Origin of the sequence: Mesorhizobium sp. NBSH29, assembly GCF_015500055.1 — a bacterium.
GTDB lineage: Bacteria > Pseudomonadota > Alphaproteobacteria > Rhizobiales > Rhizobiaceae > Neomesorhizobium.
Map to the genome: position 1 here is coordinate 3,007,576 of NZ_CP045492.1, position 16,366 is coordinate 3,023,941.

Annotated in this window: 12 protein-coding genes; 10 read left to right on the plus strand and 2 right to left on the minus strand. The window is 59.6% G+C overall.

Features of this window, described 5'->3' with window-relative positions:
* Positions 1 to 77: 77 nt before the first annotated feature.
* From GA830_RS15010 to GA830_RS15020, 3 genes are all read left to right on the plus strand, one after another.
* Positions 78 to 2,792, plus strand: coding sequence for an ABC transporter ATP-binding protein (locus tag GA830_RS15010; RefSeq protein WP_195162601.1), 2,715 nt, complete (start codon positions 78 to 80; stop codon positions 2,790 to 2,792).
* 24 nt (positions 2,793 to 2,816) lie between these two features.
* Positions 2,817 to 3,269, plus strand: coding sequence for a cyclic nucleotide-binding domain-containing protein (locus tag GA830_RS15015; RefSeq protein WP_195162602.1), 453 nt, complete (start codon positions 2,817 to 2,819; stop codon positions 3,267 to 3,269).
* A 111-nt stretch (positions 3,270 to 3,380) separates the two neighbouring features.
* A complete protein-coding gene (locus GA830_RS15020; RefSeq protein WP_195162603.1) occupies positions 3,381 to 4,229 on the plus strand; it encodes an MBL fold metallo-hydrolase in 849 nt (282 codons plus the stop codon).
* Positions 4,230 to 4,233: 4 nt separating this feature from the next.
* On the opposite strand, the gene GA830_RS15025 is transcribed toward GA830_RS15020, so the two are convergent.
* Both GA830_RS15025 and GA830_RS15030 read right to left on the minus strand, forming a co-directional pair.
* The gene (locus GA830_RS15025) at positions 4,234 to 4,989 is read right to left on the minus strand and encodes a polysaccharide deacetylase family protein (RefSeq protein WP_195162604.1); all 756 of its coding nucleotides are present in this window, start codon (positions 4,987 to 4,989) and stop codon (positions 4,234 to 4,236) included.
* Positions 4,986 to 6,053, minus strand: coding sequence for a glycosyltransferase family 4 protein (locus GA830_RS15030; RefSeq protein WP_195164982.1), 1,068 nt, complete (start codon positions 6,051 to 6,053; stop codon positions 4,986 to 4,988). Before GA830_RS15030 ends, GA830_RS15025 begins: the two co-directional genes overlap by 4 nt.
* Before the next feature lie 95 nt (positions 6,054 to 6,148).
* Here GA830_RS15030 and GA830_RS15035 point away from each other — a divergent pair, with 95 nt between their 5' ends.
* The 7 genes from GA830_RS15035 (at position 6,149) to GA830_RS15065 (ending at position 16,318) form a co-directional block, all read left to right on the plus strand.
* Positions 6,149 to 7,327, plus strand: coding sequence for a DUF3095 domain-containing protein (locus GA830_RS15035; RefSeq protein ID WP_195162605.1), 1,179 nt, complete (start codon positions 6,149 to 6,151; stop codon positions 7,325 to 7,327).
* Positions 7,328 to 7,457: 130 nt separating this feature from the next.
* Positions 7,458 to 8,804, plus strand: coding sequence for an adenylate/guanylate cyclase domain-containing protein (locus GA830_RS15040; protein ID WP_195162606.1), 1,347 nt, complete (start codon positions 7,458 to 7,460; stop codon positions 8,802 to 8,804).
* A gap of 134 nt (positions 8,805 to 8,938) precedes the next feature.
* Complete coding sequence (locus GA830_RS15045; RefSeq protein WP_195162607.1) at positions 8,939 to 10,834, plus strand: ABC transporter ATP-binding protein; 1,896 nt, start codon at positions 8,939 to 8,941, stop codon at positions 10,832 to 10,834.
* On the plus strand, positions 10,831 to 12,735 hold the full coding sequence (locus tag GA830_RS15050; protein WP_195162608.1) for an ABC transporter substrate-binding protein: 1,905 nt from the start codon (positions 10,831 to 10,833) through the stop codon (positions 12,733 to 12,735). Before GA830_RS15045 ends, GA830_RS15050 begins: the two co-directional genes overlap by 4 nt.
* Positions 12,736 to 12,737: 2 nt before the next feature.
* Positions 12,738 to 13,736, plus strand: a complete 999-nt coding sequence (locus tag GA830_RS15055) for an ABC transporter permease (protein WP_195162609.1) — start codon at positions 12,738 to 12,740, stop codon at positions 13,734 to 13,736.
* Entirely contained in the window at positions 13,733 to 14,911 is a 1,179-nt protein-coding gene (locus GA830_RS15060) for an ABC transporter permease (RefSeq protein ID WP_195162610.1), read from the plus strand. Before GA830_RS15055 ends, GA830_RS15060 begins: the two co-directional genes overlap by 4 nt.
* Before the next feature lie 27 nt (positions 14,912 to 14,938).
* Entirely contained in the window at positions 14,939 to 16,318 is a 1,380-nt protein-coding gene (locus GA830_RS15065; protein ID WP_195162611.1) for a hypothetical protein, read from the plus strand.
* The last annotated feature ends 48 nt before the right edge of the window (positions 16,319 to 16,366 follow it).

A 16,366-nucleotide genomic window follows, 5' to 3' on the forward strand; every position in this document is an offset into this window, starting at 1 on the left:
CCAGTAGCCGGCAGCAACCTCATTCCCAACCGTGCACTGCTTTGGCAGCCTGCAATCCGAACGGTCAGCATCCCTTGATGGAATCCAGCCTAGCCCGATATATCTGGAAACACACTTGGCGTCAGCAGCTGTGGATTCTAGCTGTCGTAGCCGTGTCGATGATCCCCTATTACCTGGCCTTCGACCTGCCAAAGCTGATCGTCAACGGTCCCATTCAGGGCAAGGGCTTCGAAACACCAGGCGCGACCAGCACCTTCCTCGATTTCGGTTTTTCGCTGCCCTTTATTGGCAGAATCGACGTGTTCCCAGGCTTTCAGCTTGAGCGCGAGGCGACGCTTTTTGCTCTCAGCATGGTATTTTTACTGCTGGTCGTGATCAACGGGCTCTTCAAGTTCTACATTAACACCTACAAGGGCCGGCTTGGCGAGCGCATGCTGCGCCGCCTGCGCTTCGAGCTTGTCGACCGCGTGCTGCGCTTCCCCCCGCATCATTTCAAGAGGGTCAAGTCAGCCGAAGTCGCCACCATGGTGAAGGATGAAGTCGAACCGCTCGGTGGCTTCATCGGCGATGCTTTTGTCCAGCCGGCGCTGCTCGGTGGGCAGGCGCTGACGGCGATGATCTTCATCATCGTCCAGAATGTGTGGCTCGGCCTGATCGCAGCACTGATCGTTGCCATCCAGTTGATTATCATCCCGCGCATGCGCAAGCGGCTGATCCGGCTCGGGCGTGAGCGCCAACTCACCGCGCGCGAATTGTCGGGGCGTGTCGGTGAGATTGTTGACGGTATTGGCGCGATCCACATCCATGACACTTCGAACTACCAGCGCGCCGACATTGCAGCCCGCCTCGGTCGTATCTTCCAGATCCGCTACGATCTCTATCAGTGGAAGTTCCTGGTTAAATTCATCAACAATTTCCTAGCTCAGGTGACACCGTTCCTGTTCTACCTGATCGGCGGCTACCTTGCCTTGCATGGTCGCCTCGATGTCGGCCAACTGGTCGCCGTCATCGCCGCCTACAAGGACCTTCCTGGCCCGATGAAGGAACTGATCGACTGGGACCAGGCGCGCCAGGACGTTCAGGTCAAATATGCACAGGTCGTCGAGCAGTTCAGCGTCGAACCGTTGATCGATCCAAAAATGCAGCTCCTCAGTACCGATGCGACACCCCCGCTCGAAGCGCCGCTGGCAGTCTCCAGCCTCTCGGTGATCGACGACAGCGGCGCGCCCGTGATCGAGCGGATATCGCTGCGCATCGAACCCGGTGAGACAGTCGCCATCGTCACCAGCTCGAACGGCGGCGGCGAAGCTTTTGCGGAAGCACTGGTCGGCCTTGTCTGGCCAACCAGTGGCAAGGTGAGCATTGGCGAGACCGATATTGTCGACCTTCCCGAAGCCGTTAAGGGCCGGCGTATGTCATACGCATCATCGGATGCGCATCTGGCGCAGACGAGCCTGCGCGATAACCTCCTCTACGGGCTCAAGCACGCACCGCTGACCAGCGTCAGCTACGACGGCGCACTGGGCCGCGCCCGCGCCTGGGATGTCGAGGAAGCGAGACTTGCGGGAAACCCGGACTTCGATCTCAACAGCGACTGGGTCGACTATCAGTCCGCCGGCGCAACGGGACCAGACGACCTGTTCCGCGTGATAAGGCCGATTCTCGATGCGGTGGTCCTCACCAGCGATATTCTCGACCTTGGACTGAGAAAATCGGCCAGCCCGACCCGTCACCCACAATTGGTCGGTCGCATCGTGGAACTGCGAGACGCGCTACAGCAACGTCTCGAGGCCGAAAGTCTTACCGGGCTCATCGTTCCCTTCGAGACGGGTTCATACAACCGCGAAGCCACGGTGGGCGAAAACCTGCTCTTCGGCGCTGCAAATGGCCCCGAACTGGCCACCCGCGCGCTGTCGGCCAACCCTTACTTTGTGTCGATCCTGCGCGACGCCGGCGTTGACGAAGCGCTCTATCTGATGGGGCTGGAAATTGCCGAGCAGGCCATCGAGCTGTTTAGCGACCTGCCTCCGGACCATCCGTTCTTCCAGCAACTGTCCTTCATGACTGCGGACGAAATCCCGGACTATGAACAGCTCGTCCAGCGCCTGAAGGGAAAACCCTATGCGTCTGTCGTGCCAGCAGACAGGGCATCCATTGTCAGCCTCAGCTTCTCCTATATCGAGCCGCGCCACCGCTTCGGCCTTCTGAGCGATGAACTGATGGCAAAGATCGTCACCGCGCGTGAACTGTTTTATGCCAACCTGCCGGAGACGTTACAGGGATCCATCCAGCCCTATGACCCAGAGCGCTATACTGCGACCGCCAGCGTTATGGACAATGTTTTGTTCGGCAGGATCGCCCACAATCACCCCGAAGGCCCCGAGCGTATCCGCGCCATCGTCTATTCCATCCTGGGCGAACTCGGCCTGTATGACGACGTTCTCGATGTGGGGCTGGGCTTTGACGTCGGCGTTGGCGGGCGGCGGCTTACCGGCGCCCAGCGGCAAAAGCTGGAAGTGGCGCGCGTATTGTTGAAACGCGCCGACTTCATGATCTTTAACCGACCGCTTTCAGCGCTCGATCAACGACAGCAGGAGGCTATCCTGCAAAATGTGCTTAAGGAGGCGACCCGGGACGAGCGCCAACCGACGATTGTCTGGGTAGTCACCGCACCTGCAATGGCCGAGAGCTTTGAACGCGTCGTCGTTTTCCATGCTGGTAGAGTGGTGGAGGATGGAACCCACGCGACACTGGTGAAAAGAAACGGTATCTTCAAGGATCTGCTGGCATAAGAGTAGCAGAACGAGGGATTGAACATGCTCCTCAAAGATGAAGTGGGAATGCTGAAGCGGGTGCCGCTGTTTTCGGGCGTCGAGCCTGCAAAGCTCAAGCTGCTCGCCTTTACCTCCGACCGCGTCAGCTATAGCGCCGGCCAGATCCTGTTCCGTCAGGGCGATGAGGGCGACGCAGCCTATGTCATCCTTTCGGGCACCGCCGACATCCTGGTCGAGTCCGATGGCGGCGAGATCAAGGTCGCCGAACTGGAGCCCAACTCAATCGTCGGCGAAATCGCCATCCTCTGCGACGTATCACGTACCGCGACAGTCCGCGCCGCCGTTCCGCTGGAAGCTCTGCGCATTCGCAAAGACCATTTCCTCCGGCTATTGACCGAATTTCCCGAGATGACCGTTGAGATCGTGAAAGTCTTGGCCAACCGGCTGAGTACCACCACGGCCGAACTTATCGACGCGCGCAGCAACAAGCATTGATCAAACGCTTCCGCTGCGTCATTCGGCCAAGGTTGAAAAACATCTGAAATAAGTGTCTCGTTGAAGAAAGATACAAAGATCAGGGCGTTGAGGGACGCCGCGAGGGGTAGAATGAAGGACGAGACGTTCCAGATCCGGTTCTGGGGCACGCGAGGTAGCGTACCGGTTTCCGGACCTCAATATGCGCGCTTCGGTGGCAACACCGCCTGCATCCAGGTCCAGTGCGGCCCGCACACGCTGTTCTTCGACGCCGGCTCCGGCATTCGTCCCGCAGGCGAGACATTGGGGCCCACTGTCGATGAGTTCGACGTGTTCTTCACCCACTCCCACTACGACCACATGATCGGCCTGCCATTCTTCTATCCCTTCTACAATCCAAGGACGAAGGTCCGGCTGTGGTCCGGCCATCTCTCTGGCTGGCTGACGACCGCTGAAATGCTGCATGAATTCATGCGCCCGCCATGGTTTCCGGTTCGTCTCGACATCTGCAAGGCCAATCTCGAATGCCGTGATTTCGCTTCAGGCGATGTGCTGCAGCCGCGCGAGGGCGTGGTGATCCGCACCGGAAGCCTGAACCATCCGGGTGGCTGCATCGGCTACCGGATCGAGTGGGATGGCCGCGCCATGGCCATCATCACCGACACCGAACATGATCCTGCCGGCAAGCTTGACGCAAACATTCTGGCTCTGATTGAAGGCGTCGACCTCGTCGTTTACGATTGCACCTACACCGAAGACGAGATGGTCAAAAGGCGCGGCTACGGCCATTCCACCTGGCAGCAGGGCGTCAAGTTATGCAAGGCAGCCGGTGCAACTCGGCTGGCGCTCTTCCACCACGACCCGGCCCGCACCGACGATCAGCTCGACGCCATCGAGCGTGAGGCAGCACTAGCCCTTTCCGGGTCCTTCGCTGCGCGTGACGATCAGGTCGTGGACATCGAGCCTTCAGCCAAGAGCTGACATTTCACCGGCGCGCGTTTTTTACCAGCGCGCCGAGTTCGGTCCATACAGCCGCGCGGCTCTGGCTGGTTATCGCGAAAAGCCGATCGATGAACGTCCATGCCGCCTCGTCATGCACCAGGTGATGGGTCAGCAGCCCCACCGCATCGCCGCCTGCAAAAGAGCGGTCCAGCTGCGCCACGATATCAGCCACCAGCGCGGCATGGTCGCGGCAGCCGCGCGTGCCATGCCAGTCCATCACATCCACATTCGTGTTGATGACCGGAAGCGCCGCAGGTTTCGCCGGCCCATAGACGGAAAGCGCCACAAAGCCGAGCGCTGGCAGCGCTTCGATGAGATCATCATCAATCCGGTTCCACGGCGGCACCAATACCGGCAAACAGTGCTGCCCGAACAATTCGGCGAGCACCAGCCGACCACGTCCAAGCTCGTCCAGCACGAGGTCTGTGCGGCGATGCAGGCCGAGTTCCTGTTTTTTGCTGCCAGCCGGCGCGTGGTTTTCATGCGCCCAGCCATGCACCGAAACGCGAACCCGAGGTTCATCTGCGAGCCGCCCAGCCAGGGCTTTTCCGGCGTGCGCGGGAATAACCGCAAGGCTCAGCGGTACCGCATACATGTTTGACAGCCTCAGCAGACGATCAAGCGCCGCGGTCGGCTCCACCGCATCATCGTCGCGCAACCAGAACGGTGCGACCCGGCCGGCCCGCTCCCAGCGTCCAAGCGCATCCACCAGCGGTGACCACAGCCTCATATCCGTCATCGCAACCCGCCAAGAAGATCATCAATCCGCCATGCTGCCGCTCCCAGCGAACGCTCCGCCGTCACAAACCGCCGTGCCGCAGCGCCCATGACATTTCTACGTTCAACATCATCCAGCAGCGCTGCAATTGCGCCCGCAAAGGCTGGCACGTCGCCCTCTGGCGTCAAAATTCCGGTAACCCCGTCGCACACGACGTCCGGCACGCCAGCGGTATTCTGCGCGATGACCGGCAGGCCGGCAGCCTGCGCTTCGAGATAGGCGAGGCCGTAGGCTTCCCCACATCCCGGCCAGACATAGATGCCGCCCTCAGCCAGCAGTTTTGGCACAGTGTCAGGCGCGGCCTCGCCAAGCCATGTGATGCGATGGGCAGGCAGATGCGCAAAAGCATCATCTACCGCCCCCCGCGCCGGTCCGTCACCGATCACATTCAGCGTCCATTCCCGGTCGCCAAGATGTTCCAGCGCGCGTGCAAGCATGACGAAACTTGCCAGCTTGTCGCCGGATCGCATCATCGCCAGCGTGATCAGATGTGTGCCAGAGGCCACTTCCGTGAACGGCGCCGTATCGATGAAAGGTGCCAGCATCTCCAGTTTCGCAGCCGGCAGAGCATTCAAGAGCCCTGCCCGGTCGCGCACGGTAAAACACAAATTGATCGCCGCACCAGCCACGGCATCGGCCACGCGCTGCTGCGTCTCAGCCCAGATGCCGCTGCTACGGCGCGGCGAATAGGAAGCCTCCGCTGTGACATAGGGGATGCCGAAGTGCGCAGCCATTGCCGGTCCCAGAAGGTCCGGCGACTTGTAGTAGGGATGGTAGGTGAACCAGAGATCGGGCTTTTTCGGCAACGCCGCTATCCGCACTGTCTCGGCGCGCGCTGTCGCGAGAACAGCATCGTAGCTCTGCGTGTCATCCGGGTTAGGCAGAAACACCCGCATTTCCGATACCAGCTCCACAGAATGGCCGGAAAGCGTCAGGGCTTTGACCAACTGCCGCGCCATCAACCGGTCACCCGAGGGTACCGGATGCTCAGGCGATTTCAGCGGTGCGTAGAAAGCGATATGCATCGGCAGCGAGCCTATCGTCTCAATCGGCATTCGAGTCAATTTTCACCCACGCGCATGTGATGCGGCGCGGGCCCAAATCATGTTACCAGTTGCCGATGGACAATTCCCACGCCGCAGGCAGTTTTTTCGACACGCTCCCTATTCTTTCGGAATTTGGTGGCGTGGCCGACACACGCAATTATCGCCCTCTGCCCGATGACTGGGCGCTGGCTGTCGCCGATATCGTCAATTCTACCGATGCGGTCGCAAAAGGGCGCTACAAATCGGTCAATATGGCCGGTGCGAGTGTTATATCAGCATTGTTGAATACACTCGGACGCCGCGACCTGCCTTTCATTTTCGGCGGTGACGGCGCCATGGTGGCCTTTCCCCTGTCGCTAAAAACACCAACCACCGAGGCCCTGTCCGCTGTGCAGACCTGGGTGGGCGAGGAACTTGACCTTGTCCTGCGTGCCGCCATCGTGCCGCTCGGCGATATCCGCGCCCACGGCCTCGATGTGCGTGTGGCACGCTTTCAGGCGGCTGATGAAGTGTTTTACGCGATGTTTTCAGGCGGTGGATCGAGCTGGGCTGAAAGCGAGATGAAGGCCGGTAAATACCGGGTGCCGGCTGCGCCCGCCGGGACGCGCCCCGACCTCACCGGCCTCTCCTGCCGTTGGGACCCGATCAAGTCCAGCCACGGCGCTATTGTCTCCATCATTGCCACACCGGGCGACAATGCCGACGCCGAAGCATTTGCGGACCTGGTTTCCGACATTGTGAAAGTCGCGGGCGGCAGTAACCGTGCCGGCCATCCGGTGCCCGCTGACGGTGGCAGCTACAGCATTCCGCCCAAAGGTCTCGACCTTGAGGCGCGCGCAGCCGCACCTCCACAATCACGTTTTGTTGAAAAGCTGAAGATCATCGGCATTGCCACCCTTATGAAGGTGGCCGACGCTCTGGGAATGACGATAGGGAGCTTCGATCCCAAGCAATACAGGCAGGATGTCGTGCAGAATTCCGACTTTCGCAAATTCGATGACGGTCTGAAAATGACCATCGATGTCGACACCGCAACTGCGGACGAGATCGAAAAATTGCTCGAAACGGGCGAAAAGTCTGGTGTCTGCAAGTTTGGCATGCACCGGCAGGATCTGGCTTTGATGACATGCATGGTAGCCTCGCCGCTGCAACGCGACCATGTCCATTTTGTTGACGGAGCGGCCGGCGGATACGCCATGGCGGCAGCAGCGCTGAAATCCAAGATGTCAGGTGCCACCACCGGCGCGCCTTGAACCTGACGTGCTCGAACCATATGTGACCTTTCGTAAGCCGGTTCACCGCATCCGAACCACGGCACGCGAGGAACTATTTCGTTCGAAACGCACCGGCCCTCATCCCCAGCAGCAATGGCATCAGCAACACATGGCAGCAGCTCACCAGGCGCAAGTCTCGACCATCCTTCTCGACAAGGTGGCCGACTGGCTGACCAGATCCTCGCTTGCCGGCCATGATCTTGAACCCATGATGCGCGGTTTTTGCGAACGTCTTGCTGCCGCCGGAATGCCGCTTGTACGTGTCCATATCAGCGTCTCGATGCTCCATCCCCTCTACGATGCCATGGGCTTCACCTGGGAGCGCGGTCGCGGTCTGGAGGTCGAGGGGTTTCGCAAAATGGCGCTCGCCTCGTCCGATCGCTTCGTCAACAGCCCCTACTATCACCTGCTCGCCAACAAACTTGATCATCTACGCCGGCGTATTGATCCCTCAGGACCCGCAGAATTCCCGATTTTTGAAGACCTTAAACCGATGGGCGTGACGGACTACATCGCCTATCTTCAGCCCTTTGGCGAAGACAATACGCGCGGCATGATCGGCTCATGGGCGACCGATGCCGCAGGCGGGTTTAGCGATGACATGGTTGAAGCGCTGCTTAAGATTCAAAGCAGCCTTGCCGTTGCCACAAAAATGGCGGTGCTGAACAAGCTCGCCGACAACATGCTCACCACCTACCTAGGCGGCGATGCCGGCAAACGCGTTCTGAACGGCCAGATCAAACGCGGCGAAGGCGAGACCATTCGCGCCGCCCTGGTGATGGCCGACATGCGCGGCTCGACTAAACTTGCTGAGACCGCGGGCCGGGAAGGCTATATCGACACTCTTAACCAGTTTTTTGACGCGATTGCGGCACCCTTCAATCGTTCCGGTGGCCAGATTTTGAGCTTCCTCGGCGATGGATTTCTTGCTGTCTTCCCCTGTGAGCGCCATCAGGGTCCATCCGAGATCGCCTGCCAGGCGGCGCTTGACGCAGCCTTCAAGGCGACCGGGCGCATGAATGAGCTTAACGAGCGCCGCCGCCATGCGCGGCTCGATGAAATTGGTTTCGGCATCGGGCTCCATGTCGGCAATGTCATGTTCGGCAATGTCGGCCTGAGCGACCGCTTGACCTTCTCGGCCTTCGGCGCGGCGGTTAACGAGGTTCAGCGGCTGCAAATGCTGACCAAAAAATACCCCCATCAGTTGATCGCCAGCAAGGAGTTCGCAGACTATGCCGGCTCCAGCTGGACAACGCTTGGCAGGGAGCAACTGGCAGGCGTTGCCAACAAGGTCACGGTGCTGGCACCCGACATGGCCGACATCGACTCTTTCAACGAGGAGGCCAGCCTCGAAGCATCGCAGGATCGGCGTTCCGACGCTGAACAGGTTATTTTGCTGCATCGCGACGCCCGCCGCATTCAGATTCCGTCAGAACGCACTGCAAACATTCAATAATGCTGATTAAGTGGAAGCTTTTGTCCCGCCCTTACCACAGTCGGGGCGGCGGACTTCCCACCGTCTGATCCGTCTTGCGCTTGACGGAACCAAAGCTCGCACGTAGCCATGTCTGCGGTGGGAGTTGGGACCGGATGGAAGCTGGCACGGACCTGTTGCGGATCGAGGACCTTGGCATTTCCTTTGCCATGGTCGGCGGACCTATCCGCGCCGTCAAAGGCGCCAGTCTTCGCGTCCTGCCCGGCAAGGTCACCGCGCTTGTCGGCGAATCAGGCTCCGGAAAATCCGTCATCAGCCAGGCCGTCATGGGAATTCTCCCGAACATCGCGCAGACAAGCGGTCGCATTCTGTTTGCTGACCCAGAAAGTCCCGGCAGTTGTGTCGATCTTCTCGAAATGCCGCGCGATGGGCGCGAAATCCGCTCTATCCGGGGGCGTCGCATCGGCAAGATTTTTCAAGAGCCGATGACGTCGCTGTCGCCGCTCCACACCATCGGCAACCAGATCAGTGAAGTTTTGAAAATCCACGCCGGATTGTCTGTGTCGGAGCAGCGTGCCCGCACCGAAGAAATGCTCGGCCTTGTCGGGTTTCCCAATCCAAAGCGCGCTTACGACACCTATCCGTTCGAACTGTCGGGCGGTTTGCGCCAGCGCGCGATGATCGCGATGGCCCTGATCTGCCGTCCAGCACTTCTGATCGCCGACGAGCCAACAACCGCGCTCGACGTGACCATCCAGGCGCAGATCCTGCAATTGCTGCGTGATCTCCAGGCAAAGCTCGACATGGCCATGCTGCTGATCACCCATGATCTCGGCGTCGTCGCCAATGTCGCCGACGAGGTTGTCGTCATCTATCATGGCGAAATCGTCGAGGCCGGTCCTGTCGAAGACATTTTCCGCAATCCAACACACCCCTACCTGAAAGGCCTGATGGCGGCGGTGCCGCATTTCGACATGAAGCCGGGCGAGCGCCTGAAGGGCCTGCGCGATGTGCCGGTCAACCTCGAAGAACTGCTGGGAAAGCAGAACGTGCCCTCCCGCCCGGTGGCCGATGGCGACGTGCTGCTCTCGGTCAACAACCTCGGCAAGACGTTCACCACCCGCAAATCCAGCTTCTTAGGCAAGGTCGAAAAGCATCAGGTTCGCGCCGTCGACGGCGTCTCCTTCGACATCCGCCGTGGCGAGTGTCTTGGCCTTGTCGGCGAAAGCGGCTGCGGCAAGACCACTGTCAGCAAGATCATCATGCGCGCGCTCACGCCCGACACCGGGTCGATCACCTACAACGGTACCGAAGGTCCGATAGATGTCCTCAACGCAAAAGGTGATGCACTGCGCACCTTGCGCACTAAAATCCAGATGGTCTTCCAGGACCCTGTGTCGTCGCTGTCGCCACGCATGACGGTGCAGAACATTTTGAGCGAGCCACTTGAGATCCACGGCCGCGGCGATGCCGGCACACGGCTGGCAAAAGTCAGGGCCCTGATGCAGGCGATCGGCCTGGATCCACATGCGCTGAGCCGCTATCCGCACAGCTTTTCAGGCGGCCAGCGCCAGCGCATCGGCATCGCGCGCGCACTGGCGCTCGGCCCGGATCTGATCGTCTGCGATGAGCCAGTGTCGGCCCTCGACGTTTCTGTTCAGGCTCAAATCCTCAACCTTCTCAAGGATTTGCAGAAAGAGCTTGGCCTGACTTATCTGTTCATCTCGCACAATCTGGCCGTGGTCGACTATATGGCCGACCGCATCGCTGTGATGTGCGGTGGCCGTATCGTCGAGTTGGCCCCCCGCGAAACGCTAATGCGTGCGCCGGTGCATCCCTACACCCGCGCGCTTCTCAGCGCTGTGCCATTCCCCGATCTCGACAGGCCGCTCGACTTCGCCGCGTTGAGTGCCAGCGGCGCATCCGACACCCAGTCATGGGGACCGCAGTTTCGCTCGGACGACAGCGAGGCTCTGGCGCCGGCCGATCTCGGTGATGGTCATTTCGTCCTGGCAAGGCGCAATGCCGATGCACGGGAGTTGCGCGCATGATCCGCCGCAGAACCCTTCTGGGCGCCCTCGCCTCAACCGCAATGCTGCCGTTTGGAGCGCGTGCCACCAGCGTTGAGCCGGATTTCCTGCAGGAAGAACTGACCGCGCGCAGCCTTCCACCTATGGCAGAGCGCCTGCCCAAAACACCGCGCATCATCCGCGTCGCAGAAGGCGGCGGCCAGCCCGGGCGTTATGGCGGCATCATACGCACCCTCGTCGGCGGCCAGCGCGATATCCGCATGATGACCATCTACGGCTATGCCCGTTTGGTCGGCTACGACGAAGATTTTGCCCTCCAGCCGGATATTCTCGAGCGTTTTGAGGTGGTGGAGGACCGCATCTTCACCTTCACCATCCGCGAGGGCCACAAATGGTCTGACGGCAGCCCGCTGACCCCGGAAGATTTCCGCTACAGCCTGCAAGACGTCTGGCTCAACGAGGACCTGACTTCCGGTGGGCTCTCGACCTCGCTGCTGGTCAACGGCAAAGGTCCGCTCTTCGAGATCCTCGATCCAAGAACCGTTCGCTACAGCTGGGAGAGCGCCAATCCGGATTTCCTGCCCAGCCTCGCCTCTGCCGCACCGCTCTCGATCGTCCTGCCGGCAGAATATCTGAAGCAGTTTCACGAAAAATATCAGGATTCCCAACGTCTTGCCGGCCTTATGCGCCAGTACAAGGCGAAGAAGTGGACAACCCTCCACATTCGCATGGCGCGCCAGTACCGACCTGAAAACCCGGATCTGCCGATGCTTGATCCGTGGACCAACACCACCCGGCCGCCGGCATCCCAATTCATCTTCAAGCGTAACCCGTTCTACCACCGCGTCGACGAGAACGGGCTGCAATTGCCCTACATCGATCAGGTCGTGCTGAGTGTCAGTTCGGCCGCCATCATCCCCGCCAAGGCGGGTGCCGGCGAGACCGATCTTCAGGCGATGGGGCTCGATTTCACCGACTACACATTTTTGAAGGATGCCGAGAAGCGCCACCCCATTAGCGTCAAGCTGTGGAAGCGTACGCAAGGCTCCCGGCTGGCATTGCTGCCCAACCTGAACACCTCTGATCCGGTCTGGCGCGATCTGATGCGCGACGTGCGGATGCGCCGCGCGCTGTCTCTGGCGATTAACCGGCGCGAGATCAACAAGGCCGTATTTTACGGGCTCGGCACCGAAAGCGCCGATACGGTGCTGCCCGAAAGCCCGCTCTACAAGCCCGAATTCGCCAATGCGTGGATCGCCTACGATCCCGAGCAGGCGAACACCCTGCTCGACGCCGTTGGCCTCGACAAGCGCAATGACGACGGCATCCGCCTCTTGCCGGACGGGCGCCCCGCGCAGATCATCGTCGAGACCGCTGGTGAAAGCACCGACGAAACCGATGTGCTGGAGCTGATCACCGATCACTGGCGCGACGTTGGCATCGCGTTGTTCATCCGCACCTCGCAGCGCGAGGTATTGCGCAGCCGTGGCATGGGCGGCGAGATCGTCATGTCGATGGGACCGGGCCTCGACAACGGCGTGCCCACCGCCGACATGAACCCACGCGAACTTGCCCCCACCTCCGAAGAACAGCTGCAATGGCCGCTCTGGGGCGTCCATTTCTACAGTGCAGGCAAGATGGGCGCGGAGCCCGACCTTCCCGAAGCAGCGGAGCTTGTTCGCCTCGTCGGGCAGTGGAAACAGTCGCCCAACACCATGGAGCGCGCAAAAGTCTGGCAGCAGATGCTGGCGCTTTACACCGACCAGGTTTTCACCATCGGCCTAGTCAACGCCACGCTGCAGCCGATCCTCGCCTCCGCACATTTGCGCAACGTGCCTGACAAAGCGCTCTACGGGTTCGACCCGACGAGCTATTTCGGTGTCTATATGCCCGATACGTTCTGGCTCGGAGATGAGGGCTGATCATGCTGCGTTACATTCTTTGGCGCATCGCTGTCATGATCCCCACGCTGGTGGTGATCTCGATGCTGGTATTCACCATCATCGAACTGCCGCCCGGCGATTATTTCGACAGCTACGCGTCTGAACTGCGCGCCCAGGGCGAAGGCGTCGACATGGACAGGCTCAACGCGCTGCGGGCCGAATACGGTTTCGACAAGCCTGTTGTCGTCCGCTACTTTTACTGGGTCACCGGGATGCTGCAGGGCGATTTCGGCTATTCCTTCGAATATGAACTGCCGGTGCGCGATGTCATCGGCGACCGCATGTGGCTGACCATCCTGGTCTCCTTCGTCACCATCATCTTCACCTGGATCATCGCCTTTCCGATCGGCATGTATTCAGCCACCCACCAGTACAGCTGGGGTGATTACGGCCTGACCTTCGTCGGGCTGCTTGGCATCGCCATCCCGAATTTCATGCTGGCGCTGATCCTGATGTATTTCGCCAATATCTGGTTCGGCACCTCGATCGGCCATCTGATGGACCAAAAATATCTTGGCGAACCGATGAGCTGGGAAAAGACCAAATCGATCCTCGAACATCTGTGGATCCCGGTCATCATCATCGGCACCGCCGGCACCGCCGGCATGATCCGCCGGCTGCGCGCCAACCTGCTGGACGAACTGCAAAAACAATATGTCGTCACCGCCCGCGCCAAGGGCCTGCATCCCTTCAAGACCCTGATCAAATACCCGATGCGCATGGCGCTGAACTTCTTCATGGCCGACATCGGCTCGATCCTTCCCGCCATCATTTCGGGCGCCGAGATCACCGCCATCGTGCTGTCGCTGGAAACCACTGGCCCCATGCTCATCAAGGCGTTGCAAAGCCAGGACATGTATCTGGCTGGCTCGTTTCTGATGTTTTTGGCATTCCTCACCGTGATCGGCGTTCTGGTGTCCGATCTGGCGCTGGCAGCCCTTGATCCGCGCATTCGCCTGCAGGGAGGCAGTACGAAATGAAGACGCCGCTGCCCGCCTCCGGCGCTCCCATGGGCCATTTCGTGTCGACGGCCCCGTTCGATCCAATGGCGACCGAGACGATGACCGATGCGCAGGCGCGCGTTTATCAGGCGTCGCAACTGCGTCTGATGTGGTGGAAATTCAAGCGCCACCGGCTGGCGCTGGTGTCAGGAATTTTTCTCGCCATCATCTATCTGCTGATCCTGGTCTGCGAATTTCTCGCACCCTACAATCTGCATACCCGCAACATGGATTTCATCTATTCCCCGCCCCAGAGCGTGCATCTGTTTGACGAGGGAAAATTTGTCGGGCCCTTCGTCTATGGGCGCGAGATGACGCTCAACATGGAAAACCTCAAGCGCGACTATTCCGACGTCAAGGGCGCCGTGCAGCCGATCCGTTTCTTCTGCCGCGGTGACGACTACAAGTTCTGGGGATTCTTATTCGAGAGTAATCTCCACCTCGCCTGCCCGGCTGAGGGCGGCGAAATGTTCCTTTTGGGCACCGACAGGCTGGGCCGCGATGTGCTGTCACGCATCATCTACGGCGCCCGCATTTCGCTCACCATCGGCCTTTTGGGCATCGCCTTCAGCTTCGTGCTCGGCATCGTCATCGGCGGTCTGGCCGGCTATCATGGCGGCGTCTTCGATCTCATCGTTCAGCGCGTCATAGAGGTGCTGCAATCGATCCCAAGCATTCCGCTCTGGCTGGCGCTGGCCGCCATCATGCCGGTCACCTGGAGCCCCATCCTCATTTATTTCGGCATCACGCTGATCCTCGGCCTGCTCGACTGGACCGGGCTGGCGCGCGCCGTCCGCTCAAAACTCCTGGCACTGCGTGAGGAAGATTACGTGTTGGCCGCCCAGCTGATGGGCGCCAAAAGCAGCCGCATCATCGGCCGCCATCTCGTCCCCGGCTTCATGTCGCACCTCATCGCCTCAGCCACCATCGCTATCCCCGGCATGATTTTGGGCGAGACAGCCCTCAGCTTCCTCGGCCTCGGCCTGCGCCCCCCCATCACCAGCTGGGGCATTTTGCTCACCGAAGCCCGCGGCGTCTCGGTCATCGTCTTCTACCCGTGGCTGCTCTACCCGATGATCCCGGTCGTGCTGGTCGTGCTGGCGTTCAATTTCCTCGGCGACGGATTAAGGGATGCCGCTGATCCGTATCGGTAGTAAGACTTCATCTGCGAGGCCGAGCAAATGAGTTTGAAGAATCACATCGAGGCATTTTTTGCGTCAGTTGCGCATTGGGGTGATGCCATCGGCGAGCCCAGTTTTATTTTCGCTGCGGTCAAAAATGGCGAACGGTTTGAGGTGACACAGGCCCGGCTATTGGTCGGGACTATTACGCCTTTTGCACCGTTTGGTTTTTTCACTTCAGATAATGTTCGAGCGGGACATTTTCTGCTTAGCGATGTTCGATTGAGCCCAGAGCAGTACCTAGAGCGTGTATTGCAAGGCGTTTGCCCTACCCCAAATGATGACGTTTATTTTGGGAAAACAGACTCAGGAATTTACCAAAGCCAGTACCAGCCTTTTCATCCCGACGGCATGGCGAGAGGTGAGCGGATTAGCGTGGTCACTTTATTAGGCCGCCAGCTCGAACTTCAGCCGCGAGTTCTCAGTCTGGATTGGGAGCTCAAGGGTGCCACAGATCCTTACGACTCGCTACAAGAGCTCTACGGTCGCTTTGGGCTAAGCGCGGTTAGAACCGACATTGCAACCGTCGAAGTTGCTGCGCTCGGTATTCTCGCGGTCGACTTGTTCACCAGTATAACCGGCACCGAATGTGAAGTAGCGGTTCGAATGTCTAAGCTCGGGAATCCTAAACTCGTAGGGATAGGGTATCGCATTCTCAATGGCAACCAAACGCTGCGAGGGCGCATCGAAACGACGGATCTGGAGTGGACTGCTATTGATGGCGGCTTGCAGCGCGGTGCCGCCACGATCACTGTGCCAAATGCTGCAGTCGTGCAAGCGTACGCCAGCTATGCTGGGACTGTGCTTCACCAAGCTTGGATTAATGATCCTACCACAGGCCAGAGTCCACGTCGCGCAGCGTACGCTGCCTTTGATCACGAATTGGCGATACTACGAGACCTACTATCGAAACCACCAGGGCGCGGCAATGCTCGCGAACTTGAAGCCGGTGTTTCTTGGCTGTTGTGGATGCTCGGGTTTAGTCCGGCACATCTCGGCAACACTACACGCCTGCAAGAGGCTCCTGACATCGTCGCAACTACTCCATTTGGGCATGTCGTAGTGGTGGAATGCACAACCGGGCTGCTCAAGACCGAAAACAAGCTTTCGCTCCTTGTCGAGCGCAGCGCAACTATCAGGGAGCGCCTAGTTGCATCTGGCAATCAGCACCTGAGGGTCCTTCCAGCCATCGTCACGACGAAGCGTCTCAAAGATGTTCGCGCAGACCTCGAACAAGCTCAGCGGCTAGGTGTGCTTGTTATTACGGAAGAAACGCTCACCGAGGCGCTCCCCCGAACCTTGTTTCGTAGCGATGCCGATCAAGTGTTTGCCGAAGGTGAACAGGCCGTTGCAGATAACCTTGCCAAGTATCCCAGTTAAAGCAACTTCTGCGTCTCAAAAGAGCCGGCGTTCCCTATTTTCAAGTCT

Bases quoted from the DNA above. Each gene is read 5' to 3' on its own strand.
- GA830_RS15065 (WP_195162611.1), top strand. From the start codon at position 14,939: ATGAGTTTGAAGAATCACATCGAGGCATTTTTTGCGTCAGTTGCGCAT.
- GA830_RS15025 (WP_195162604.1), bottom strand. From the start codon at position 4,989: ATGACGGATATGAGGCTGTGGTCACCGCTGGTGGATGCGCTTGGACGC.
- GA830_RS15010 (WP_195162601.1), top strand. From the start codon at position 78: ATGGAATCCAGCCTAGCCCGATATATCTGGAAACACACTTGGCGTCAG.
- GA830_RS15035 (WP_195162605.1), top strand. From the start codon at position 6,149: ATGGACAATTCCCACGCCGCAGGCAGTTTTTTCGACACGCTCCCTATT.
- GA830_RS15060 (WP_195162610.1), top strand. From the start codon at position 13,733: ATGAAGACGCCGCTGCCCGCCTCCGGCGCTCCCATGGGCCATTTCGTG.
- GA830_RS15030 (WP_195164982.1), bottom strand. From the start codon at position 6,053: ATGCATATCGCTTTCTACGCACCGCTGAAATCGCCTGAGCATCCGGTA.
- GA830_RS15040 (WP_195162606.1), top strand. From the start codon at position 7,458: ATGGCAGCAGCTCACCAGGCGCAAGTCTCGACCATCCTTCTCGACAAG.
- GA830_RS15050 (WP_195162608.1), top strand. From the start codon at position 10,831: ATGATCCGCCGCAGAACCCTTCTGGGCGCCCTCGCCTCAACCGCAATG.
- GA830_RS15015 (WP_195162602.1), top strand. From the start codon at position 2,817: ATGCTCCTCAAAGATGAAGTGGGAATGCTGAAGCGGGTGCCGCTGTTT.
- GA830_RS15045 (WP_195162607.1), top strand. From the start codon at position 8,939: ATGGAAGCTGGCACGGACCTGTTGCGGATCGAGGACCTTGGCATTTCC.
- GA830_RS15055 (WP_195162609.1), top strand. From the start codon at position 12,738: ATGCTGCGTTACATTCTTTGGCGCATCGCTGTCATGATCCCCACGCTG.
- GA830_RS15020 (WP_195162603.1), top strand. From the start codon at position 3,381: ATGAAGGACGAGACGTTCCAGATCCGGTTCTGGGGCACGCGAGGTAGC.